This window comes from Avibacterium sp. 21-599 (assembly GCF_026226765.1).
GTDB lineage: Bacteria > Pseudomonadota > Gammaproteobacteria > Enterobacterales > Pasteurellaceae > Avibacterium.
This window is the reverse complement of the sequence record NZ_JAKKOB010000001.1, coordinates 1693591-1717429: the sequence shown is the minus strand read 5'-3', so window position 1 is coordinate 1717429 and position 23839 is coordinate 1693591. Positions and strand designations below refer to the sequence as shown.

The 23839-nt window shown below is 39.9% G+C and carries 24 protein-coding genes and 1 riboswitch; of the genes, 16 read left to right on the top strand and 8 right to left on the bottom strand.

Annotation, left to right across the window (positions count from 1 at the left end):
• The first annotated feature begins 2 nt into the window (after positions 1–2).
• On the top strand, positions 3–704 hold the full coding sequence (gene gloB / locus L5B83_RS08220; RefSeq protein ID WP_265778120.1) for a hydroxyacylglutathione hydrolase: 702 nt from the start codon (positions 3–5) through the stop codon (positions 702–704).
• A 145-nt stretch (positions 705–849) separates the two neighbouring features.
• Positions 850–2154, top strand: a complete 1305-nt coding sequence (hemA, locus tag L5B83_RS08215; RefSeq protein WP_265778119.1) for a glutamyl-tRNA reductase — start codon at positions 850–852, stop codon at positions 2152–2154.
• A gap of 47 nt (positions 2155–2201) precedes the next feature.
• Here hemA and L5B83_RS08210 read toward each other — a convergent pair whose 3' ends face one another.
• Positions 2202–2714, bottom strand: coding sequence for a PepSY-associated TM helix domain-containing protein (locus L5B83_RS08210; RefSeq protein WP_250350171.1), 513 nt, complete (start codon positions 2712–2714; stop codon positions 2202–2204).
• A 146-nt stretch (positions 2715–2860) separates the two neighbouring features.
• Here L5B83_RS08210 and L5B83_RS08205 point away from each other — a divergent pair, with 146 nt between their 5' ends.
• The gene (locus L5B83_RS08205) at positions 2861–4975 is read left to right on the top strand and encodes a TonB-dependent receptor (protein WP_265778118.1); all 2115 of its coding nucleotides are present in this window, start codon (positions 2861–2863) and stop codon (positions 4973–4975) included.
• A gap of 42 nt (positions 4976–5017) precedes the next feature.
• Here the strand turns inward: L5B83_RS08205 and purU are convergent, their stop codons facing one another.
• Both purU and L5B83_RS08195 read right to left on the bottom strand, forming a co-directional pair.
• Complete coding sequence (gene purU / locus L5B83_RS08200; protein ID WP_265778408.1) at positions 5018–5854, bottom strand: formyltetrahydrofolate deformylase; 837 nt, start codon at positions 5852–5854, stop codon at positions 5018–5020.
• Positions 5855–5929: 75 nt separating this feature from the next.
• Positions 5930–6334, bottom strand: coding sequence for an H-NS family histone-like protein (locus tag L5B83_RS08195; RefSeq protein ID WP_265778117.1), 405 nt, complete (start codon positions 6332–6334; stop codon positions 5930–5932).
• 276 nt (positions 6335–6610) lie between these two features.
• Positions 6611–6786: riboswitch (Lysine riboswitch) on the top strand.
• Positions 6787–6882: 96 nt separating this feature from the next.
• Between L5B83_RS08195 and L5B83_RS08190 the strand changes: the two genes are divergently transcribed.
• The 3 genes from L5B83_RS08190 (at position 6883) to ilvN (ending at position 10882) form a co-directional block, all read left to right on the top strand.
• Positions 6883–8406, top strand: a complete 1524-nt coding sequence (locus tag L5B83_RS08190; protein ID WP_265761871.1) for a Na+/H+ antiporter NhaC family protein — start codon at positions 6883–6885, stop codon at positions 8404–8406.
• A 266-nt stretch (positions 8407–8672) separates the two neighbouring features.
• Positions 8673–10391 carry an acetolactate synthase 3 large subunit gene (locus L5B83_RS08185; RefSeq protein ID WP_265778116.1) on the top strand — a complete coding sequence of 573 codons (1719 nt, stop codon included), beginning with the start codon at positions 8673–8675 and terminating at the stop codon, positions 10389–10391.
• Complete coding sequence (gene ilvN, locus L5B83_RS08180; protein WP_250350177.1) at positions 10391–10882, top strand: acetolactate synthase small subunit; 492 nt, start codon at positions 10391–10393, stop codon at positions 10880–10882. The genes L5B83_RS08185 and ilvN overlap by 1 nt, the downstream gene beginning before the upstream one ends.
• A gap of 78 nt (positions 10883–10960) precedes the next feature.
• Here the strand turns inward: ilvN and L5B83_RS08175 are convergent, their stop codons facing one another.
• Both L5B83_RS08175 and L5B83_RS08170 read right to left on the bottom strand, forming a co-directional pair.
• A complete protein-coding gene (locus tag L5B83_RS08175) occupies positions 10961–11911 on the bottom strand; it encodes a lactate/malate family dehydrogenase (protein ID WP_265778115.1) in 951 nt (316 codons plus the stop codon).
• A gap of 101 nt (positions 11912–12012) precedes the next feature.
• Positions 12013–12894 (bottom strand): LysR family transcriptional regulator, encoded by an 882-nt coding sequence (locus tag L5B83_RS08170; RefSeq protein WP_265778114.1) that lies wholly within the window; start codon positions 12892–12894, stop codon positions 12013–12015.
• 151 nt (positions 12895–13045) lie between these two features.
• Between L5B83_RS08170 and L5B83_RS08165 the strand changes: the two genes are divergently transcribed.
• The 4 genes from L5B83_RS08165 to L5B83_RS08150 all read left to right on the top strand — a co-directional run bounded on the left by L5B83_RS08165 (position 13046) and on the right by L5B83_RS08150 (position 15001).
• On the top strand, positions 13046–13285 hold the full coding sequence (locus L5B83_RS08165) for a DUF896 domain-containing protein (RefSeq protein ID WP_265778113.1): 240 nt from the start codon (positions 13046–13048) through the stop codon (positions 13283–13285).
• A gap of 69 nt (positions 13286–13354) precedes the next feature.
• Complete coding sequence (locus L5B83_RS08160; protein ID WP_265778112.1) at positions 13355–14224, top strand: pirin family protein; 870 nt, start codon at positions 13355–13357, stop codon at positions 14222–14224.
• A 148-nt stretch (positions 14225–14372) separates the two neighbouring features.
• Positions 14373–14645: an AbrB/MazE/SpoVT family DNA-binding domain-containing protein gene (locus tag L5B83_RS08155; protein WP_265761875.1), complete on the top strand. Its 273-nt coding sequence runs from the start codon at positions 14373–14375 to the stop codon at positions 14643–14645.
• Positions 14645–15001 (top strand): type II toxin-antitoxin system PemK/MazF family toxin, encoded by a 357-nt coding sequence (locus L5B83_RS08150; protein WP_265761876.1) that lies wholly within the window; start codon positions 14645–14647, stop codon positions 14999–15001. The genes L5B83_RS08155 and L5B83_RS08150 overlap by 1 nt, the downstream gene beginning before the upstream one ends.
• Before the next feature lie 74 nt (positions 15002–15075).
• Here L5B83_RS08150 and L5B83_RS08145 read toward each other — a convergent pair whose 3' ends face one another.
• Both L5B83_RS08145 and dacB read right to left on the bottom strand, forming a co-directional pair.
• Positions 15076–15870: an MOSC domain-containing protein gene (locus L5B83_RS08145; RefSeq protein WP_265778111.1), complete on the bottom strand. Its 795-nt coding sequence runs from the start codon at positions 15868–15870 to the stop codon at positions 15076–15078.
• Between the two features lie 3 nt (positions 15871–15873).
• Positions 15874–17316, bottom strand: a complete 1443-nt coding sequence (dacB, locus tag L5B83_RS08140) for a serine-type D-Ala-D-Ala carboxypeptidase (protein ID WP_265778110.1) — start codon at positions 17314–17316, stop codon at positions 15874–15876.
• A 189-nt stretch (positions 17317–17505) separates the two neighbouring features.
• Here dacB and greA point away from each other — a divergent pair, with 189 nt between their 5' ends.
• Positions 17506–17982 carry a transcription elongation factor GreA gene (gene greA, locus L5B83_RS08135; RefSeq protein WP_265761879.1) on the top strand — a complete coding sequence of 159 codons (477 nt, stop codon included), beginning with the start codon at positions 17506–17508 and terminating at the stop codon, positions 17980–17982.
• 31 nt (positions 17983–18013) lie between these two features.
• On the opposite strand, the gene yhbY is transcribed toward greA, so the two are convergent.
• Complete coding sequence (gene yhbY / locus L5B83_RS08130) at positions 18014–18310, bottom strand: ribosome assembly RNA-binding protein YhbY (protein ID WP_103852935.1); 297 nt, start codon at positions 18308–18310, stop codon at positions 18014–18016.
• Positions 18311–18427: 117 nt separating this feature from the next.
• On the opposite strand from yhbY, the gene rlmE reads away from it, so the two are divergent.
• From rlmE to kdsA, 5 genes are all read left to right on the top strand, one after another.
• A complete protein-coding gene (rlmE, locus tag L5B83_RS08125) occupies positions 18428–19057 on the top strand; it encodes a 23S rRNA (uridine(2552)-2'-O)-methyltransferase RlmE (protein WP_250350188.1) in 630 nt (209 codons plus the stop codon).
• A gap of 92 nt (positions 19058–19149) precedes the next feature.
• A complete protein-coding gene (gene ftsH / locus L5B83_RS08120; RefSeq protein ID WP_265778407.1) occupies positions 19150–21057 on the top strand; it encodes an ATP-dependent zinc metalloprotease FtsH in 1908 nt (635 codons plus the stop codon).
• Between the two features lie 149 nt (positions 21058–21206).
• A complete protein-coding gene (gene prmC, locus L5B83_RS08115) occupies positions 21207–22115 on the top strand; it encodes a peptide chain release factor N(5)-glutamine methyltransferase (RefSeq protein WP_265778109.1) in 909 nt (302 codons plus the stop codon).
• Positions 22115–22933: a SirB1 family protein gene (locus L5B83_RS08110; protein ID WP_250350190.1), complete on the top strand. Its 819-nt coding sequence runs from the start codon at positions 22115–22117 to the stop codon at positions 22931–22933. The genes prmC and L5B83_RS08110 overlap by 1 nt, the downstream gene beginning before the upstream one ends.
• 21 nt (positions 22934–22954) lie before the next feature.
• Positions 22955–23809, top strand: coding sequence for a 3-deoxy-8-phosphooctulonate synthase (gene kdsA, locus L5B83_RS08105; RefSeq protein ID WP_265778108.1), 855 nt, complete (start codon positions 22955–22957; stop codon positions 23807–23809).
• Positions 23810–23839 lie beyond the last annotated feature (30 nt).

Here is a 23839-nt window from a genome sequence, read left to right as displayed (position 1 = left end):
ATATGTTAGTTCCCATTCCTGCACTTAATGATAACTATATTTGGCTGTATGCACGAGAGAATTTGCCTGTAATTGTGATCGACATCGCAGAAAGTGCGCCTTTGCTTGCTTATTTACAGCAACATCAGCTTGAGGTAGAAGCGGTGCTACTTACCCATAAACATAGCGATCACGTGGGTGGTTTAGCCGAGTTTAAACAACATTATCCGAATGTGCCTGTGTTTGGCCCAACAGAAACCGCACAGTTAGGGGCTACACAAATTATTAATGAAGGAGAAATTCACACCGCGCATTATCAAATCCAAGTTTTGCCTTCTGCGGGACATACGGAAAATCACGTGAGTTTTTTGCTGGACGGGCATTTATTCTGTGGCGACACGTTATTTTCTGGTGGTTGCGGACGGGTATTTACTGGTGATTATGCGCAAATGTTTGATTCTCTCCAACGCCTCAAAGCGCTTCCTGATAGCACCATAGTTTGCCCAGCGCACGAATATACGTTGAGCAATTTACATTTTGCCCAGAAAGTATTGCCAAAATCGGTATTTTTGACGGATTATGCGCTGAAAATGTCTGCCTTGCGTGAACGGCATCAGCCAACCTTACCAACCACATTAGCACGAGAAAAACAGATTAATCCTTTCTTGCAAGCGGAAAATTTGACTCAATTTACCCAATGGCGAAAATTAAAAGATCAGGATTAAATTAAACAAAGATTTTCCTTTTTGCTATGAAAGCGTGATCCTATTTGCTCAACGGCAAATAATTGCTTAGAATGGGCAAGTTTTTATTTTTCTTTTTTATTTTGTGGGGGCTTGACCGCAAGTGCGGTCAAATTTCAATTAATTTATGACAATTCTTGTTTTAGGCATAAACCATAAAACCGCTTCTGTCGCATTGCGTGAGAAAGTCGCCTTTTCTGATGAAAAACGTCAGCAGGCATTGCAACAAATTGAGCAATCAGCCTTAGCAGACAGTGCGGTGATTTTATCCACCTGTAACCGCACAGAAGTGTATTTTCATAATAAAGCCATTTCCCCACAAAATGATGCGCAATGGCAACGCCAATGTATTGATTGGTTTAGCGAAATTCATCAGATCGACAAAGAAGAGCTTAGCCATTGCCTTTATGTCAAACAAAACCAATTTGCTACGCAACATTTAATGCGTGTGGCGTGCGGGTTAGATTCCCTTGTGTTGGGTGAACCACAAATTTTAGGTCAAGTGAAACAAGCCTATCAGCTGAGTGAAGACTACTATCAACAGCATCAGGGGGCGATTTCTGGCCAGTTTTCGCGTTTATTCCAGAAGACCTTTTCAACGGCAAAGCGTGTACGTACGGAAACGCGTATCGGTGAAAATGCCGTGTCTGTGGCATACACTGCTTGCACGTTAGCCCGTCAAATTTTTGATAACCTACGTCAGCTCAACATTTTGCTTGTGGGGGCAGGGGAAACCATTGAATTAGTCGCCCGTCATCTATTACGCCACGGTGTGAAAAGCCTAACCATTGCCAACCGTACTCTTGTTCGTGCCGAAAAACTGGTGGAAAAACTTGAGTCCGCGCAGAAAATCCGTGTGTTAGCGTTAGATGAACTTCAAGCAGGATTAGATCAAGCTGATATTGTGATTAGCTCAACGGGTAGTCCAACGATCTTAATCAGCCAAGCAATGGTACAACAAGCGCAGAAAAAGCGTTGTTATAATCCAATGTTGATTGTGGATATTGCCGTGCCACGTGATGTAGAGGAAAGCGCAGCGGAAGTGGAAAGCGTTTATCATTATACGGTGGATGATCTGCAAAATATCATTCAGCGCAATCTCAGCCAGCGTGAACAAGCTTCTGCCGAGGCTGAGCAAATTATTGATGAAGAAAACCACGCTTTTTTTGAATGGCTCAAGGTGCATCAATTTTCGAATTTAATCCGTCGCTACCGTGAAGAAGCGGAGCAAACTCGCCAAGAAATGCTAGAAAAAGCGTTGAGTGCGTTACAGCAAGGAGAAAGTGCGGAGCAAATTTTGCAAGAATTAAGCTATAAACTCACAAATAAACTCATTCACACACCAACCCAAGCAATGCAAGCAATGGTGAAATCAGGCAACGTGCAAGGCTTACAAGCATTTTCTCAAGAAATCCAAGCAAAACAAGAATAAGGCGAAGCATTGCCTTATTTTGCACCGCACGTTGTTTTCCTGCTTTTTTAATCAGTCAAAATCACAACCAGCGCCATTATTGCCCCGCTCAGAATAAACCATAAGCTACGTTTTAGCATTTTCCTTGAACCCGGAATAAGCCACAGAGAACTCACACAGAAAAAAAGTAGGGAAATGCCAAAGAGGGTAGTGAGCCAAGAATAGGGATATTGTGAATTGCTTAAGTGTAGACGATTAAGCTCAGCAAGCCAGCTTGGATATTCCATTGAGTGATATTTTACCTCACCCGTTTCGAGGTGATATTCCCCTTGCTGAAAATAGAACACATCACCTTTTTTTTCAGTTATTGATAAATTTTTTATACGTAATTTCTGCCCAAGTTGTTGCGCATTGAGTTGAGGGGAAATGGTTTTTTCTATATAGACTGAACGTTTGAAAATGTTGGTATCTCGATAGATTAAAACGATACCAGTAAACGCATAAATCGACATTATCACTAATAATAAAAATCCAAAATAGCGGTGCAAAATCCGCATCCATTTTGCTGTTGTTTTGCTCATTTGTATGTTAGATGGAAGTTAAAGATGCGGTGATTATATAGAAATTTTCTTCACTATGTAAATGAAAATAATTATTATTTATTGAATTAATAATTATTATCAATAAAATAGGTGGCTGTTGTTCAATAGATAAGGAGTTCTAATTTATGAAATCAGCTTGCCCTCTAAGTTTTCCTTTAAAAACTACCGCACTTTTATTTATAAGTGTTTGTTCTAGCAAGGTGTTATATGCGGAGCAAATCTTTTCATCGACAGAGTATATGGCCGTGTTACCAACGATTGATGTTGTTACCACACAGGAAACTGCCAACACAAAGGGATATGTGGGGTATGAAGAAGCACAGGCAACACGCAATCTTCTTACGATCAAAGAAATGCCACAGACCGTTGATGTGATTAACATTCAGAAAAACAAAAATTATGGAACTAATGATTTGAGTTCTATTTTGGAGGGAAATTCAGGGATTGATGCCACCTATGATATGCGTGGTGAAAATATTTACTTGCGTGGTTTTCAGGCTGATGCGAGTGATATTTATCGTGACGGGATTCGTGAGAGCGGGCAAGTTCGCCGTAGTACTGCTAATATTGAACGGGTTGAGATTTTAAAAGGCCCATCGTCAATTTTATATGGACGTAGTAATGGTGGTGGCGTGATCAATATGGTCAGTAAATTTGCTAATTTTACAACCCGCAGAAATATTGGTGTAACCTATGGTTCTTGGAATAGTCGTAGTTTAAATTTAGATGTGAACCAAAAAATTAATGAAAATGTTGCAGTGCGTTTAACTAGTGAGCTGTCTGCCGCAGAGGCTTATCGCTATGAGGTAAGAAATAAAGGGAGAATGTTTTCCCCAAGCATTAGCCTACAAAGTGATGATGGGCGTCTGCAATGGGTTGGGCAATATACCTACGATTATCAATGGCGTATTCCAGATCGCAATCCGGCTAAATCTGTTTATGATGAAATGGGAATAGGCTATCGAAATAGCTTTTTCCGTGATGGGGATTATGTCGATGATAAATTGCAAGTTTGGCGTTCGGATCTCAAATATTTTATTAATGATCAGTGGCTAGTAAATTGGCAGCTTGCTTATCGTCAAGCAGATCAGGATTTTGATCATTATTTTGCAGGAACTTATTCGGCAACAGATAAAAAATTAAAGCAAAGCTATGCATGGCAAAAAACACGTAATAAAACATTCACCAATAATGTTACCTTTAATGGTGAATTTGATATGGCTAGTCTTAAACATAAACTAACAATTGGGCTAGATTATAGTCAGGAAGAACGCCACCCTATTTTGGCTGTTTTGCGCAATCAAGAAATTGATCCTTTTCTCAGCCGACATCAATGGCCGGCTCGTCAGCACCCAAACGCTACGGTAGATAATCGCCATAAAGCGTATAGTACAGGTATTTTTGTACAGGATTTAATTTTATTAACCGATAACTTAAAAGTGCTACTAGGCGGGCGTTACGATTTTTATCGTTTTAACTCTATAAATATTAAGCAAGAACGCCGTGATACAAAAGGGCATTCTTTCAGCCCGAATGTAGGCGTTGTATGGGAGGTTACACCAGAACATACGCTTTACGCATCGTTTAATCGCAGTTTCTCACCTTATGGAGGGCGTGGTTATTTAGGGATTAGCACGGATCAAAAAGACGTATTTAATGCCTCACCAGAATATAATCAACAATATGAGGTGGGCATTAAGAGCGATTGGTTTGATAAAACCTTAAGTACAACCTTATCTGCTTATCAATTAGAACGCCGTAATATTCGTTATCGTCCTAATAAAGATGTTCTTGATGTTTGGGCTGTGCGTGGAAAAGATCAATCTAAAGGTGTGGAATTAAGCCTATTAGGGCAGCTTGCACCGAAATGGTATATCCGTTCTTCAGTAGGCTGGATGGTAGCAAAAATTAAGGAAGATAAACAACATCCGCAAAATAACAACCGCACTTTGAATAATACCGGCAATTTTACGAGTAACCTATTTGTGCGTTATGTGCCAACAGAAAAATTCTATTTAGAAACAGGGATAACGCACTTAGGAAAACGCTATTATTTCAATAACAATAAACAAACTATTCTACCAAGTTTTACTCGTGTTGATGCGATGGTGGGGTATAATTTGAATCCTGTCAATATTACCTTGGCTGTGTCGAATTTATTTAATAAAGCTTATTGGCGTTCCGATGCAATGCCCGGTAATCCGCGTTCTTTTAATTTACGTTTGACTTATACCTTTTAATTAATCAAATCAATGCGGTGCTGATGGCTCACCGCATTATTTTTAGAGAATAATTGTTTTATTTTTATAAACAAAAATCCGATCTTGTAAGGCAAGCTCTAAGGCTTTGGTGAGGACAGTTTTTTCTACATCACGCCCCGCGTGCATCATTGCTTCGGCGCTGTATGTATGATCCACGTTAATGACATTTTGCATAATAATTGGACCTTCATCTAATTCATTATTGATGAAATGCGCGGTTGCTCCAATGATTTTTACGCCACGTGCATAAGCTTGATGATAAGGTCTTGCGCCAATAAATGCCGGCAAGAAAGAGTGGTGGATATTAATCACTCGGTTTGGATAACGGGCGACAAATTCAGGGTTTAATACCCGCATATATTTCGCTAACACAATATAATCTGGCGAATATTGATCGATTTTTTCCGCTAATAATTTATCGTGTTCAACGCGTGTTAATCCTTCGTGGCTAATACAATGGAAAGGAATATCAAAACGTTCTACTAAATGTTTTAAGTTATCGTGGTTGCCAATTACAGCGGCAATTTCAACATCTAAACCACCGTAGTAATTTTTCATTAAAAGATCACCAAGACAATGGGCTTCTTTGGTCACTAAAATAACAATACGTTTTCTTTTTTTACTTATTAATTGACAATTTGTTCCCGCTGGCAGATTAAAGGTTAAATCGGCAAGCAAGGTTTCATCATTGAAAATACCTTCCAATTCGGTACGCATAAAGAAATGTTTTGTTTCAAAATCCACAAACTCATTGTTATGAATAATGTTGAGTTGATGTTTATAACAAATATTGGTTATTTTTGAAATAAGCCCTTTATCATCAGGGCAATCAGTTAGCAGAATTTTATTTTCTCGCATAATCATAATATTGTATGGGATCAGGTTTTTGAGATGAAAAAAAAGTAAAGCCAATAAGCTTTACTTTTTTATAAATTAAAGTTCAAAATCAGATAATGATTTTCCAGCATCTAAGGCACGTTGAATAACAGAAGGTGTTCTGCCTTGACCTGTCCAAGTTTTTACATTGCCATTCTCGTCAGTATATTGATATTTAGCTGGACGAGTAGGACGTTTTTGACGTACGGCTTTCGGGGTAGCAGTTTGCTCTGTAATTAAATCTTCAGGCGCAATCCCTTTTTCTTTTAAAAATTGATGTACTTCTGCAAGTGCTTTTAGTCTTTCTGCTTCTTGCTGTGCAACTTGTGCGACTTCTTGACGTTTTTCTTCAAGAACTGTTTTCACTTTTTCTAAGATTTCTTCTAAATGTTCTACATTTAGATTTTTTGCAACAGCGCGTAAACTACGAATATTTCTTAATGATTTTAATAAATCACTCATTTTACTTCTCCTAAATCATAATATTAAATTAATAAGAACGCCGATATAATAACGAAAATATTATTCTAGGTAAATAGAGAATGTTATTTAATATTGAATGTGCTTTATTCCCTTTATAAAAGTGCGGTATTATTTTTCCAAATTTTTTGTCTCAATTTCATTTTTTTATAACGCAATCCTTTGCGTCGTATTAAGTGGGAGTTAGTGAAAAAGTGATCGCTTTTTTATGGATAATGCTTGCATTTTTTGTTGCTTATTGTAATCTTTGCGAGATCCTACTTATGTAGAGGAGCAACTATTATAAGTATTTTTTCTGAGTGGATAACGATGAGGAAAAAGGAAAGGAATAGTTGCCGAAATCAATTAAAAGTCGTTTTAATTGGTTGGGAACGTTTTCGAAAGAAACGTTACTGTCATAGTCTTTTTTATCACTATGGAGCGCTACTGGTTAGGTTGGGCAATTGTGCCTGCCTTTTTATTTTAAATTTTTACCTTTCTTTAAAATAGTAAACTTCAGTGGTTCTCCCTTATTCTTAGGTAGAACAATAATGGAACTGTTAGATTATTCCACATCAATTTGGTCGGTTGTCCCGCCCCTGTTAGCCTTATTATTGGCGATTTTTACGCGTAAAGTCATTTTATCTTTAAGCATTGGTATCTTAATTGGCTCGTTAATGTTGGCAGATTTCAACATTACAAACGCAGCCATTTATTTAAAGAATACGGTGCAATCTTTAGTGTATGGTGATGATGGGTGGAATTTTGATACCATCAACATCATTTTATTCTTATTACTATTAGGCATTTTAACCGCACTCTTAACGGTGTCAGGCAGTAACCGTGCTTTTGCTGAATGGGCGCAAAAGCGGATTAAAAATCGTCGAGGTGCAAAATTAATGGCCGCCTCCTTGGTGTTTGTTACCTTTATTGACGATTATTTCCATAGCCTGGCGGTGGGCGCGATTGCTCGTCCTGTTACGGATAAATTTAATGTTTCTCGTGCGAAATTGGCGTATATCTTGGATTCCACGGCTGCGCCAATGTGTGTGATTATGCCTGTTTCAAGTTGGGGGGCTTATATCATTACCTTAATTTCTGGCTTGTTGGCGACCTATGCGATTACCGATTACACACCAATTGGGGCATTTATGGCAATGAGCGCGATGAATTTCTATGCGATTTTCTCCATTTTAATGGTGTTCTTTGTCGCGTATTTTTCCTTTGATATTGGCTCAATGGCAAGGCACGAAAAGCTCGCTCTTGAGAGAGTAGAAGAAGAGCAAGATGAGCAAGTGGGGGTAAAAGGCCACGTTCGTAACTTGATCTTACCAATTATTACGTTAATTGGTGCGACAGTATTTATGATGTTGCACACAGGAAATGAAGCTCTTGCCGCAGAAGGAAAACCGTTTTCCTTGTTAGGAGCGTTTGAAAATACCACCGTAGGGATTTCTCTTGTGGTTGGCGGCTGTGCTTCGGTCATTGTTGCGACGCTTTGCATTTTGATTGATCGCCAAGTGAGTGTTGCGGAATACGCAAAATCTTGGGTCGTTGGGGTGAAATCAATGCTTGGTGCGATTTTAATTTTATTCTTCGCTTGGACAATCAACAATGTTGTTGGCGATATGAAAACGGGGACCTATTTATCTAGCCTTGTTTCGGGTAACTTACCTGTGGCAGTGTTGCCCGCATTATTATTCATATTAGGTTCTGTAATGGCATTTTCAACGGGAACAAGTTGGGGAACATTCGGAATTATGTTGCCAATTGCTGCCGCGATTGCTGCAAATGCAGCGCCAGAATTAATGTTGCCTTGCCTTTCAGCCGTAATGGCTGGTGCAGTCTGCGGTGATCACTGTTCGCCTGTTTCGGATACCACAATTTTGTCTTCCACTGGGGCAAAATGTAACCATATGGATCACGTTACGACGCAGTTACCTTATGCTTTAACCTTAGCCGCTGCAACCATTGTGGGCTATCTTGTGGTGGGTTATACCGCATCAGGGATCTTTGGTTTTATTGCGACAGCAATCACCTTGGTGGCATTAATCTTCTTATTTAAAAGACGTTAAAATGTGATCTCGATCACAAAATAAGAAATAAAATTTTATTTCGTCTATTTTATAAAATGCGGCATATTGTCGCATTTTTTTATTTTTTGTTGAGTTTTATTTTATAAAATATTGTAATTTTGAAATTTTTGGCGTTTTATTCTTTTCTATTTCTGATTACCCACTAAAATCTTGCTAGACAAGCCATTCTCAATCCGTTACAAATAATCATCGTTAATGAAAAACAGAAGTGCGGTGGAAATTCCGTAAATTTTTGCGAGGTAACAATGAAGAAATTATCAGGTGCGGAAATGGTTGTGCAATCCTTGCGTGATCAGGGCGTAAAATTTGTGTTTGGCTACCCCGGTGGCTCGGTGTTAGATATTTATGATGCCATTCACACGCTAGGTGGCATTGAGCATATTTTGGTTCGTCACGAACAAGCCGCGGTGCATATGGCAGACGGCTATGCACGTTCCACAGGGGAAGTGGGGTGCGTGTTAGTAACATCAGGTCCGGGCGCAACCAATGCGATTACAGGCATTGCAACCGCGTATATGGATTCAGTGCCTTTGGTGGTGATCTCAGGACAAGTGATGTCAGGTTTGATCGGGAGTGATGCTTTCCAAGAATGCGATATGGTTGGGATCTCACGCCCTGTGGTGAAACATAGTTTTTTAGTTAAACGTGCAGAAGATTTGCCTGAAATTATTAAAAAAGCCTTTTATATTGCTTCCACAGGTCGCCCCGGTCCTGTGGTGATTGATTTACCGAAAGATGTGGTAAACCCTGCAAATAAATATACTTATACTTATCCGCAAGAAATTCACTTGCGTTCTTATAATCCTACGGTACAAGGGCATAAAGGGCAGATTAAAAAAGCCTTGAAAGCCTTACTTGTTGCAAAAAAACCAGTGCTTTTCCTTGGTGGCGGGGCGATCACCGCAAATTGCAGTGAACAAATTACTCAATTTGCTAAACAGTTGAATTTGCCGGTTACCTCTTCTTTAATGGGATTAGGCGCATTTCCAAGTACAGATAAACAATTCTTAGGTATGCTAGGAATGCACGGTACATACGAAGCGAATAATGCGATGCATCACAGTGATTTGATTTTTGCTATTGGCGTACGTTTTGATGACCGTACCACCAATAATCTGGCGAAATATTGCCCGAATGCAAAAGTTGTGCATATTGACATTGATCCAACGTCTATTTCTAAAAATGTTCCCGCCGCGATTCCCATTGTAGGTAGTGCAGAAAATGTATTACAGGAAATATTAGCCTTATTGGAAGAAGATAATTTAGCGAAATCTCAAGCCGATCTAACTGATTGGTGGAAACAAATTGATGAGTGGAAAGCGGTGAAGTGCTTAGATTTTGATCGTCATAGTGGCGTGATTAAACCACAGCAAGTGATTGAAACCGTCTATCGCTTAACTAAGGGGGAGGCTTATGTGGCGTCTGATGTGGGACAACACCAAATGTTTGCCGCCCTGCATTATCCTTTTGATGAACCTCGTCATTGGATCAACTCTGGTGGGCTTGGCACAATGGGCTTTGGCTTACCTGCGGCATTAGGCGTGAAATTGGCTCATCCAGAAGCAACGGTGGTTTGCGTAACCGGAGATGGCAGTATTCAAATGAATATTCAAGAGCTTTCCACCGCACAACAATATGGCATTTCGGTGGTAATTATCAGCTTAAACAACCGCTTTTTAGGTATGGTGAAACAATGGCAAGATTTAATTTATTCAGGTCGCCATTCACAATCTTATATGAATTCGTTGCCTGATTTCGTGAAGTTGGCAGAATCTTACGGACACGTCGGTATCCAAATTGATCAGCCTGAAGAATTGGAAGAGAAATTGACACAAGCCTTTGCCATTAAAGATAAATTAGTGTTTGTTGATATTAAAGTCGATGAAACCGAACACGTTTATCCAATGCAAGTGCGTGGTGGCGCAATGAACGAAATGATTTTAACCAAACCGGAGAAAGCCTAATGCGTAGAATTTTATCAGTATTATTAGAAAATGAATCGGGGGCGTTATCCCGCGTGGTTGGCTTGTTTTCTCAACGAGCCTTTAATATTGAAAGTTTGACTGTTGCACCTACTGATGATCCCACTCTTTCTCGTATGACCATTGAGGCTTACGGCGATGAGCAAGTGCTGGAGCAAATTGAAAAGCAACTGCATAAATTGGTGGACGTGTTTAAAGTGATAAGCCTAAGTGATTGCGAACACGTTGAGCGTGAAGTAATGTTGGTGAAAGTGCGTGCGCAAGGCAGTTCCCGTGATGAGTTAAAACGTTTAGCGGAAATCTTCCGTGGACAAATTGTGGACGTTACCACCAAATCTTACACCATTCAACTTGTGGGAACGAAAGATAAACTTGATGCTTTCGTGAAAGCATTAAAAGAAGAAAGTGCATTGATTGAAATTGTTCGCTCAGGGTTGATTAGCCTATCTCGCGGCGAGAAAAATTGCTTATAGGAAACCTAGTAAAAAGCAACAAAAAGAAAGTGCGGTGGTTTTTTCCGCACTTTTTTGATCAATCCTCTTGATCTATCATTAACAATTCAACCCTGTGCTTTCAGCCACTTTTTCGACCACTTGGCGTAAAGCATTGGCACATTGGTGAAGTTGCTCAAGTTCATTGGCAGGAAGTTTGTATTTCAAAATGTGTTCTATACCGTTATTACTAATAACCATCGGCACATTGATCACCACATCCTGTAAACCGTATTCACCATTGAGCATCGTGCCAACGGGCAACACAGAATATTCATTAATACTAATCGCTCGAATAATACGGAACACGCTAGCAGCAATGGCGTGGTTGGTGTTGAGTTTTAAACTGAATACCTCCAAACCAATGGCTTTGGTTGCGTTGAGCAGTTCTTGAGGGTCGAGCATTGGCACATCATTTTGCTGACAAAAATCATCAATTTTTTGCCCAGCAATATTCACGATACTCCAAGGAATAAAACTATTTGCACCGTGTTCCCCCATTACATAACCGAATACGTTTTTCGGATCGATTTTGACTTTATCAGCAATAATTTTCATCATTCGCGCCGTATCCACTACACAACCAGCACTAATCACACGGTGTGCGGGGAAGTTGGTGTTACGAATAATAAAATGGGTCAGAATATCACAGGGATTGGTCACCACAATGAGAATCGCGTTTGGGGTATAGTGTTCTAATTGGCGAGCAATATCCACGGCGATTTTGGCATTAATATGACCGATTTCTAAGCGATCTTGTCCCACTTTAATTTGCGCGCCCGCCGTGATTACCACCACGTCGCTATCACGCGTGTCTTCATATTCTCCCGCAATAATTTTGGTATTTTTCGCGAAAGTTAACGCACTGGTATGGCTGAAATCCAACTGTTCGCCACGGGTACGTTCTTTATTCAGGTCGACCAAGACCACTTCTTGGCATTCACCCATTGTAAGAAGATAATTACAAATGCCTACGCCCACTGCGCCTGCGCCAATAATTGAAACTTTCATTGTGTTTTCCTGTATTTATTATGTGTTAGGTTGTTTTCAAAAAGGCGTTAATCTTACTTTATCTCTTTCTCTTGCTCAATGGTTGGATAAAAAGTGCGGTATTATTTTTGCCAATTTTTTGCGATTTCGCTTAAAAAATTAACAAATGTTCGCACTGTTGGCGCAAGCCCGCGATTTTTGTAATAAATTGCATATAAAGGCGCTGATTCGAGTTGCCAAGCAGGTAATAACTTTTGCCAATTGGGTTGAATTAAATCGGGCAATTCAGGCAACAGGGCAATACCGTAGTCATCTTCCACTAATTGGGCTAATACCGCCGCATCATTGGCTTGCAAAGCTTTTTTCACTTGTATCAACTCCCGTTGATTGCCTTGCTTGAACAGCCAATTTTTGCCATCACTTTTATGCAGCAGGCGATGGCTTTTCAATTCTTGTGGTGTTTGTGGGACGCCATTTTTACTTAAATAATTTGGCGAGGCATAAATTCCAGAAGAAATATCAAAAAGATGCTTTGCTACCACGTCATCAAGGTCAAGATCCCCAATGCGTAAGGCAATATCCACCCCTTCTTGCAATAAATTAGCACGGCGATTTTCCATTGTAATGTTCAGCTCAACATCAGGGTGTTGCTGTAAATAGTGCGATAAATGTGGGGTGAGCCAATAACGTAAAATCTCACTGGAAACCGAAATGCGTAGTAAACCACGAGGCGTGGCTAAACAATTTGCCACAGAATTTACCGCACTTTCGGCAGCTTCCACAGCGAGTAAGGCGTGTTGGTAAAAATGTTCACCAAGATCATTTAATCGTACCCCATTGCGATTGCGATCAAGTAGCTTGCTGCCGAGCTGATTTTCTAACTCCGTTAAACGACGGCTTAAACGCGATTTTGGCACATTTAATTGTTCAGCAGCTTGGGTCAAGCTACCAGATTGGATCACGCTCACAAAAAAGCGCATATCATTGAGATCAATTTGTTGCATAAATAGAACCTTTGGTTTTATTTTTGATTATTGTTTGATGTATGGAACAAGTATAAACTACGCCACAAGAAATAAGCAAACATTTAGAGGCTATTGATAACTCACATATAAAATGAACTATCAACAGCTCCTAACAACAAGGAGAAAGAAAATGCGTATTTTAGAATTAGATAGAATTAACGAATTAGCCCGTAAAGCAAAAGTTACCGCACTTTCTGAAGCTGAAGTAAATGAGCGTAGTGCGTTACGTCAGCGTTATTTAGCCGCAATCCGTGGACAATTGACTAATATTTTATCCACTGTCAGTGTGGTTGATCCAGAGGGCAATGATGTTACCCCAACTAAATTGCGTGAAGCGCAACGTAATGGAATGCAAGTAGCGACTTATTAATGAACTCACCGCCCTGAATATTCAGGGCATCACAAAAAACAGAATTTATCAAATTTAGGAGAAAAAATTATGCGTACAGTAAATCGAGTTTATACCGCACCACAAAAACACTGGGTTGGCGATGGTTTTTATGTGTCACCATTATTCTCACATAGCCAACAAGACAAAGTCACTAGCCCATTTTTAATGCTAGATTATGCAATGCCAATGGAATTTAAACCTCATAACGGCGCGCCAAGAGGCGTAGGCGCACATCCACACGCAGGATTTGAAACCGTTACGATTGCGTTGCAAGGTGAAGTAGAACACCGCGATAGCGATGGCAACGGTGGCGTGATTGGAGCAGGTGATGTGCAATGGATGACCGCAGGAAATGGGATTGTTCACCAAGAGTTCCATAGCGAAAATTTCAGCCGAACAGGCGGAACTTTTGAAATGTTACAACTTTGGGTAAATTTGCCAGCGAAAGATAAAAATGCCCCAGCAGGCTATCAAAGTATTAAAGCGGCAGATATTCCAACTTATCACTTTGCCGATAATGCGGGTACAGCACGCATTATTGCAGGGGAGCTGGATGGTGTAGAAGGGCCTGCCCGTACCTTTACCGAGTTAAATATGTGGGAAATGGACATTAATGCGAACCACAGCGTAACCATTAACGTACCAGAAAGCCACCATTTAATGCTGGTAGCATTGCGTGGAACGGCACTGATTAATGATAGCGATCGTGCTGCACCAACCGAATTGGTGATTTTCAATCACGAAAGCGGTGAAGTCAAAATCACCGCAGGTGAGGAAAACGTCAAAATGGTTTTACTCAGTGGCGTACCAATTGATGAACCAATTGCCGCCTATGGCCCGTTTGTAATGAACACCCGCGAAGAATTAATCGAAAAATTCAACGCGTTTAATAAAGGCGAGTTTGGTAATATTCATTAATCCTCAATCACTGAATAAGTGCGGTGGTTTTTAGAGAAATTTCTCTAAAAACCACCGCACTTTTTATTTTGATTCAGAATGAATTTGATTGTGGAGTGAGTAAAATTTCTTTATGATGTGTTACAAAGTAACACGAACAAAGGAAAATATGATGCAAGGTAGATTAAGACAACAAGGTGGGGCGATTATTTTAACGGTACCTAATTCAATTGCTGTTCAAATGGGCTGGCAAGCGGGCAATGTGTTAAATATTGAAACAAAAAATGAAACCGTCGTGTTAAGTGCTGTTAAGCGTCAGCCTAAAGGGAGAAAAAATCTTGCTCAGTTATTAGAAGGCATTGATAGTCAAGAAATAACAGCGTTAAACAAGGATGTCGCAGAAATGATGGAAAGCTCAGCACAAGGTAAAGAAGTATGGTAATGCGCGTGCCAAAAAAGGGAGAAATTTGGTATGTTGATCCCGATCCTAGCTTAGGGCGAGAGCTACGCAAGCCTCATTATTTTATTGTAATTTCGGAGCAAGTATTAAATAAAGCGCTAGGTGTGGCAATTTGTTGCCCTATCTCTAGTGGTGGAAAGGCGGCTCGTTCGCAAAGTGTTACCGTAGTATTAGATGGTGCGAGTACTAAATCAGGAGCGGTAACTGGCGTTATTCTTTGTCACCAAATACGTTCTCTTGATTTGAACGCTCGTAATGCAAAATTTGCTACGGTGGCAGAACCTCATTTAATAGACGAAGTAGTAATGAAATTAGTTGATCTTATTGATCCTCAATAAAATGAGTTATGTATAAAAGTGCGGTGGTTTTAAGAGAAATTTCTCTAAAAACCACCGCACTTTTTTATTTCAATTTATTTCAATGCCAAAATGTTCACTTGATCATTCACGCGAATAACGCCAGTATTTAATGGAATTAAATTAATACCGAAAAGTGGTGCGCCTTGTTCGTTGCGGTTAAGTTTTTTCAGTGTGCGGAAAGGTTCCATTTTAGGATCTGTTTGGTTAGTGATTGGGTTACGTGTGGTAAGCACACAGCGTTCGCAAGGTTTACTGTGTAAGAATTTGACTTCACCAATTTGAATTTCAGCCCATTGTTGTTCTTCAAAGGGGATGATGCCATCAATGATTACATTTGGGCGGAATTGAAGGGGTAAAATTGGGCTTGGGCAAGCTTGCTGTAAGGCATTAAATGAGGCGGTAGTTGTGAGTAAAAGTGGGTAGCCGTCTGCAAAAGAGAGCGGTTGATCGGGGTAGCGTTTGATTGTGCGTTGCGTGTGTTCGCCTGTCCAGCGCAGTTGCACAGCACGACCGATTTTCTCGCTAAACCATTGATTAATTTCTTGTGGTGCAAGCAACGAGTTAAATTCATTCCCCCACACTTCACAGGCTTGGCTTTGTTGAAAATCCGTATATTGAACTTGAATTGCTGAACCGTCTTTATGTTGAATATATAAGCCAAGCGGTGTCGGCAACGCGTGGAAATGATAAAGTTCCGCCTCTTTGCGTGCGGTGATAAAGGTGCCGTCTGGTTCGGTAAGCATAAAGGTGCGGTCAAAATTAAGCCCTTGCGGTTGAACTACCGCTTGCGCCACTTCATAGCTTTGTGTTGATTTGATGGGGTATAGGTAAATATGCTGTAATTTCATTGTCTAATCCTCATAAAGTTGGCTGTATAGGGCATTTTCAAAACGCACTAAGGGTGCGCGTTTCGTTTTATTTTCCAGATCGCCCGTGGAATAGCCGTTGATAAATTGTACGAATGCAATGCGTTGTCCTTTGCTATTTTGCATAAAGCCAGCCAGATTATAAACCCCTTTTAATGCGCCTGTTTTAGCCGAAATATTTTGCGCAAGAGGTGGGGCAATCATTGAACCGCGTCCGCTTAGTGTACCATCTACCCCGGCAATGGGAAAGCTGTCTAATAAATGCAATTGTGCTTCGTTATTTGCAATATATTCAAGGGCTTGCAGCATAATATTGGCAGAGATCAGGTTGTGACGAGAAAGCCCTGAGCCATCGGCGATAATGCTATTATCAAATTTTATGCCTGCGTTAGTTTGCAAAATTTGGCGCATTGCTTTGGCGGAAAGTTGAAATGAAGCAGGACGTTTGTAATAGTGATAACCAATAGTGCGAAATAGGGCATCGGCAATTTGGTTGTCCGATTTTTTCATCATTTTTTTGATCAGTTCCGGCAATGGCTTAGAAAAATGTTGTGCTAAAATTTGTCCTTGCTGGGTTGTGTGAGGTTGTTGGATGTTGCCGTTAAACGAAATGCCAAGGCGGTTTAATTGGTGTTGAATAATTGCCGCGGCATAAGCATTAGGATCTTGCACGGCAAAACTGAGTGCAAAAGGTTTGGCTTGACGCGCTAAGCAGCCTTTAATTTGATAGCGATTATTATCGTGTAGTATCGCATCAAGCTGACAATAAGGTGCTTCTTCTTTGCTTGCGACACGAACTTGTCCAAATACTTGAACGGGATATTGTGTAGGCACGTTGAATTTCACCAATTCGCCCGTAGGTAGGTTAGCGTCAAGATCTACATAAAAACAGTTGTGATTGATGTTCACAGCGGCTGGTGGTGAATTAAAGCACATTGATAAGTCGTTCCAAATCCAACCTAAGCCACGGTCGTGTCCAGTAAATACCGCCGTATCTAAAATGAGATCCCCTTTGATGCGTTGAATACCTTGTTGCTTTAATTGGACAAGCAACTGATAGAGTTGATCGCTGGTTAAATCAGGGTCACCAGTGAATTTAATGATTAAGTTACCTTGTAACTCACCATTTTCAATATTGCCGTCTCGTAATAAACTCGTTTCAAAATGAAATTCATCGCCAAGGCTCAGTTTGGCAGAGAGTGCAGTAAACACTTTTTGTGTACTTGCAGGGAGCATAAAGATTTGTGGATTAAGTGCGGTGAGAATTTCTTGCGTTTTTAAGTTTTTCGCCACGAACGAAAGGCTTGTTCCCGTAGGAAGTTGTGTACGAAGTTCTTCAACGTCCACTTTAGCGGCGCTCAGTGAGGGGGGTAAAACGAAGGAAATTCCTAATGCAAAAGTCCATAATTTTGATGATAATTTGTACATAAATAATCGCGATGGTTGCTATTTTTTTTCAGAAACACAATAATAGTGCTGGATCTCGCGAGAGTAAAATTATTTCTCGCATAAATGATGTAATAATGCGATTTGCATTAAAATTATTTTTTGAGCTACGGCAAAGTATTGCTTTGCCGTGGTTTTATTTTTGACTAAAAAAGGAATAAGGATTTAGCAATGCAACAAATTCCAATGACTGTACGCGGTGCAGCACAATTAAGAGAAGAATTGGACTTTTTAAAAAATACTCGCCGTCCCGAAATCATTAAAGCCATTGCAGAAGCGCGTGAACACGGTGATTTAAAAGAAAACGCGGAATATCACGCGGCACGCGAGCAACAAGGTTTTTGTGAAGGGCGTATTCAAGAAATTGAAGGAAAGTTGGCGAATAGTCAAATCATTGATGTAACCAAAATGCCAAATAACGGCAAAGTTATCTTTGGTGCAACGGTCGTGTTAGTGAATGTGAATACTGAGGAAGAAGTAACCTATCAAATCGTGGGGGACGATGAAGCGGATATTAAACAAGGCTTGATTTCAGTAAATTCACCGATTGCTCGTGGCTTAATTGGCAAAGAAGTGGACGATAGCGTAACTATTACCACTCCCGGTGGAACGGTTGAGTTTGATATTATTGAAGTGGAATATAAATAAAAAGAGGGCGTTTTAATACGCCCCATTTTACTTATTTTTTAGGTAAGGAAATTTTATGTTCTTCGCTTGGGCGATAAAGCACAAGGATATGACCGATAGTTTGCACCGCAGCAGCTTGCGTTTCTCTGACAATCGCATCGATAATCAGTTGTTTGGTTTCGCGATCAGCTCCTGCAATTTTCACTTTAATTAATTCGTGATGATTGAGGGCATTATCAATTTCAGCGATAACCCCTTCGGTTAAGCCATTTCCACCTAGCATAACGACAGGGCTTAAGTGGTGTGCAAGCCCTTTTAAAAATTGTTTTTGTTTTGTTGATAACTGCATTAATTTAATCCTATGTTTATAAAGTGCGGTGTTTTTTATGGAGAAATTCCTAATACCACCTTGAACTGGGAAATTTTAACCTTATATTGACGAAACTACCACAAAAATTAAGAAATTATGGGAAAGAAAAAACGTTCAGCAAGTTCAACGCGTTGGTTAAATGAGCATTTTAAAGATCCATTTGTCCAAAAGGCACATAAGCAGAAGTTGCGTTCGCGAGCTTATTTTAAGCTTGATGAAATTCAACAAACAGATCGTCTTTTTAAGCACGGAATGACCGTCGTGGATTTAGGTGCCGCTCCTGGAGGGTGGTCTCAGTATGTGGTGAGTCAAATTGGCGGTAAAGGTCGAGTCATTGCTTGTGATATTTTAGAGATGGATCCTATTGTCGGGGTTGATTTCTTGCAAGGGGATTTTCGTGAAGAGAATGTGCTTAATGCCTTGCTTGAACGAGTTGGCGAAGCAAAAGTAGATGTAGTGATGTCTGATATGGCACCTAATTTTAGCGGAATGCCATCAGTAGATATTCCGCGTGCAATGTATTTAGTCGAGCTGGCTTTAGATATGTGCAAACAAGTGTTGGCACATAAAGGCAGTTTCGTTGTAAAGGTTTTCCAAGGTGAGGGCTTTGATGAATACTTAAAAGAGATTCGTTCTCTTTTCAGCGTTGTTAAAGTACGTAAACCTGAAGCATCTCGCGGACGCTCTCGCGAGGTGTATATTGTGGCAACGGGTTACAAATATTAACTATAAATTCAATAACTTCTCATTTTGGAATGAATGTAGTAATCTTGTAACAAATTATTAACTTAGAAAAACGAGGTCAAACCTTGAAAGATATGGTCAAAAACTTAGTCCTATGGATTGTTATTGCAGTCGTTATGATGTCTGCATATCAGGGCTTTAGCGGTGGTTCAAGCAGTAATATGACTGATTACACCACATTTATTACTGATGTAGGCAATGATCAAGTTCGTCAAGTGAGATTTGATGATAATGAATTGCAGGTTACCAAATCAGATGGTTCTAAATATTCAACAGTAATGCCAATTTATGATGATAAATTACTCAATGATTTATTAAATAAAAAGGTGAAAGTAGAAGGAACATTGCCAGAAAAACGTGGCTTTTTAGCACAAATTTTGATTTCTTGGTTCCCAATGCTACTGCTTGTTGGCGTGTGGTTCTTCTTTATGCGACAAATGCAAGGTGGTGGCGGTAAAGCAATGAGCTTTGGAAAAAGCCGTGCCAAAATGCTGACAAAAGAGCAAATTAAAACCACCTTTGCAGATGTTGCAGGTTGCGATGAAGCCAAAGAAGAAGTAGGCGAAATTGTGGATTTCTTGCGTGATCCAAGTAAATTCCAAAAGTTGGGCGGTAAAATTCCAAAAGGGATTTTAATGGTTGGCCCACCAGGAACAGGTAAAACTTTATTAGCTAAAGCCATTGCCGGTGAAGCGAAAGTGCCATTTTTTACTATTTCAGGTTCTGACTTCGTAGAAATGTTTGTTGGGGTAGGGGCTTCTCGTGTGCGTGATATGTTTGAACAAGCGAAGAAAAATGCACCTTGCCTGATCTTTATTGATGAAATTGATGCCGTAGGTCGCCAACGTGGTGCTGGTCTTGGTGGCGGACATGATGAGCGTGAGCAAACCCTTAACCAAATGTTAGTGGAAATGGATGGGTTTGAAGGTAATGAAGGAGTGATTGTGATCGCCGCAACCAACCGTCCTGATGTGCTTGATCCCGCGTTAACTCGCCCGGGGCGTTTTGACCGCCAAGTAGTGGTGGGCTTGCCAGATGTTTTAGGGCGTGAGCAAATCTTAAAAGTGCATATGCGTAAAGTACCCGTTGCCCCAGATGTGAATGCAATGACGCTCGCGCGTGGTACACCAGGTTATTCAGGTGCAGACTTGGCGAACCTTGTTAATGAAGCCGCATTATTTGCTGCCCGAATGAACAAGCCATTGGTTTCAATGCTTGAGTTTGAAAAAGCAAAAGACAAAATCAATATGGGGCCTGAACGTCGCACAATGATTATGACCGATAAGCAGAAAGAATCGACTGCTTATCACGAAGCAGGACACGCCATTGTGGGCTATCTTGTACCAGAACACGATCCCGTGCATAAAGTGACCATTATTCCGCGTGGACGTGCTTTAGGGGTAACCTTCTTTTTACCAGAAGGAGATCAAGTCAGCATTAGCCAGAAACAGTTAGAAAGTAAACTTTCCACCCTTTATGCAGGACGTTTGGCGGAAGAGTTAATTTACGGTGAAGAAAATATTTCTACTGGCGCATCGAATGACATTAAAGTTGCCACGAATATTGCGCGTAATATGGTAACCCAATGGGGCTTTTCCGATAAATTAGGGCCAATTCTTTATTCTGAAGATGAAGGTGAAGTGTTCTTAGGGCGTTCAATGGCAAAAGCAAAACATATGTCAGATGAAACGGCACATGTTATTGATGAAGAGGTTCGTGCTATTGTTACTCGAAACTACGATCGTGCAAGACAGTTATTAATTGACAATATGGATATTTTACACGCAATGAAAGATGCGTTAGTAAAATATGAGACCATTGAAGAAGAGCAGATTAAACAGCTGATGAATCGTGAGCCAGTTACCCCACCTTCAGGTTGGAGTGACAGCGGTAAAGCTAGTTCAGAAAAAAATGCTGAACAAACTGCACCTACACAAAATCAAAGTGCGGTGGAAAATTCAGACAAATCTGAGCATAACTAACCACTTAATCCTATTAAAGGACTGATTTTTATAAGAAATCAGTCCTTTCTTTTTTCTTTTTTAAGCTTTAACATAAAGTAAATTCAAATAATAAATTCAATTTATTTTTTATTTTAATTTACTGTATCAATGAGATTGAGAATAACCGAATGAATTATGCAGATTGGCTCGTTTGGGCAGAAACGCAACTGATGGGGAATAAAAAGACAGATCCTTTTATTAACCCCAAGGTGGATGCTAACCTATTATTACAATTTGTCACCGGACGTTCTCGTTCGTCTCTTTTAGCCTTTTCCGAAACCATACTTTCAGCACAAGAATTAGCGCAGCTTGAAAAACTATTGCAACGCCGTGTAAGTTGTGAGCCAATGGCTTATATTCTTGGTCAGCAGCCTTTTTGGACGCTTGATCTAAGGGTCTCTGAAGATACGCTTATTCCAAGAGCAGATACGGAAATTTTAGTAGAAAATGCGTTAATTTGTGCGGAAGAACGTATTTCATCAGCTCAGTTTGGAGAAGAACTGAAAATATTAGATTTAGGCACAGGTACAGGGGCAATTGCAATAGCGCTTGCACAAGAATTGCGATCTAGATCGAAAAAATCATTTAAAGTTTCGGTTGTGGGTGTTGATCTGATTGATAATGCGGTAAACTTAGCGCAAGACAATGCAAAACGTAATGATGTTGATAATATTCTTTTTTATCAAAGCAATTGGTTTGAAAATTTACAAGATCAGCGTTTTGACATCATTGTAAGTAATCCGCCTTATATTGATAAAGATGATCCGCATTTGCAGTTGGGCGATGTGCGATTCGAGCCATTGACTGCTTTAGTCGCTAAAGAACAGGGGTATGCAGATTTACGGCACATTATTATTAATGCACCAACGCATCTAAAACCACAAGGCTGGTTGTTATTGGAACACGGTTGGCAGCAAGGAGAAAAAGTGCGGTCTTTTTTTCAAAAGAATTTGTGGCATAACGTTATTTCTCGTAAGGATTATCACCAACACGAACGTATAACATTAGCTCAATTAAATACAAGAGGGAATGATTGATGAATACAAATCGCAATGCAATTTATAATGAAATGCTTAATTTTTATGTGCTTACAGGGAATGATGGGCAACGCGAGCTAGGAAATATTCATTCAATTATGAATGGTTTTTTAACTCAAGCAAGAGAAACCATTGAGCAAGAGAAAGACGATGAAGCAAAAATTAGAAAGTTGATCGATTTAATTTATGTTGATTGGGGCTTTTTGATTGATTCTAATAATTCTTTTGATCATTCTAATTATTATCTACCCGATGTTTTAACAAATCGCCGTGGGGTTGCTATTTCTGTCGGTGGTATTTTATTGTATCTCGCTGAAAAATTAGCCTTACCGATTTATGCAATGGAATTTCCAGTCAATATTATGCTTAAAGCGGATGTTAATGGAAAGCACCTTTATTTTGATCCTTGGACAGGAAGAGAATCTTCAGAAAAATATATTGAATATATTTGTAAGCTTCATTATGGTGATGATGTGGAATTTTCTGTCCCCCTATTCGGTGAGCAAGATGAAGAAGAATTAGAATTTCGTTATGGGCAATTAGCGAAAAATTCCTTAATGCGAGAAAGTCGATACGAACCAGCATTGACTTACGTTGAGAACGTATTGGAACGTTATCCAGATACCTTAGATGAAATTCGTGATCGTGGTATTTTAAAAATGCAACTTGGGCGTCTTTCAGAGGCATTGAAAGATCTTAAAGAATTTGTTGAAAAAAGACCAGATGATTCTTTCTCAATAATGTTTAAAGAACAATTACCGCTAATTGAGAAAGATATTGAAGCGCAAGAAAAAGCAGCAAAAGAATTAATTCACTAAATTTATATATTAGAGAAAATTATGCAAAATAAAGTCATTAAAATTGGGAACATTGAAGTTGCTAACAATAAACCATTTGTTTTATTTGGTGGAATGAATGTGTTAGAAAGCCGTGATATAGCAATGGCAGTGTGTGAAAAATATGTTGAGGTAACCCAAAAACTAAACGTACCTTATGTATTCAAAGCTTCTTTTGATAAGGCTAACCGCTCATCAATCCATTCTTACCGTGGACCGGGAATGGAAGAGGGGTTGAAAATTTTCCAAGAATTGAAAGACACATTTGGGGTTAAATTAATTACTGATGTTCACGAAATCTATCAATGTAAGCCTGTCGCCGAAGTGGTTGATGTGATTCAGCTCCCCGCATTTTTGGCTCGCCAAACGGATCTTGTTGAGGCAATGGCGCGTACCGGTGCAGTAATTAATGTGAAAAAGCCCCAATTTTTAAGTCCCGGACAAATGGGAAATATCGTAGAGAAAATCGAAGAATGTGGTAACGATAAAGTGATTCTTTGCGATCGCGGGACAAACTTTGGTTATGATAATCTTATTGTAGATATGCTTGGCTTTAGCGTTATGAAGACCGTTTCCAAAGGTTGCCCAGTGATTTTTGACGTAACCCATTCTTTACAATGTCGCGATCCTTTTGGGGCTGCATCAAGCGGTCGCCGCGCACAGGTGACAGAATTAGCGCGCTCAGGGCTAGCAGTGGGGCTGGCAGGTCTATTCCTAGAAGCGCACCCTGATCCACAAAATGCCAAATGCGATGGGCCTTCTGCTTTACCATTAGCAAAATTAGAAGCCTTTGTAAGCCAGATGAAAGCAGTCGATGATTTAGTGAAGTCTTTTGAAGAGCTAGATACCTCAAATTAGTTGTTTAAAGATTAAGTATTAGAGAAAAAC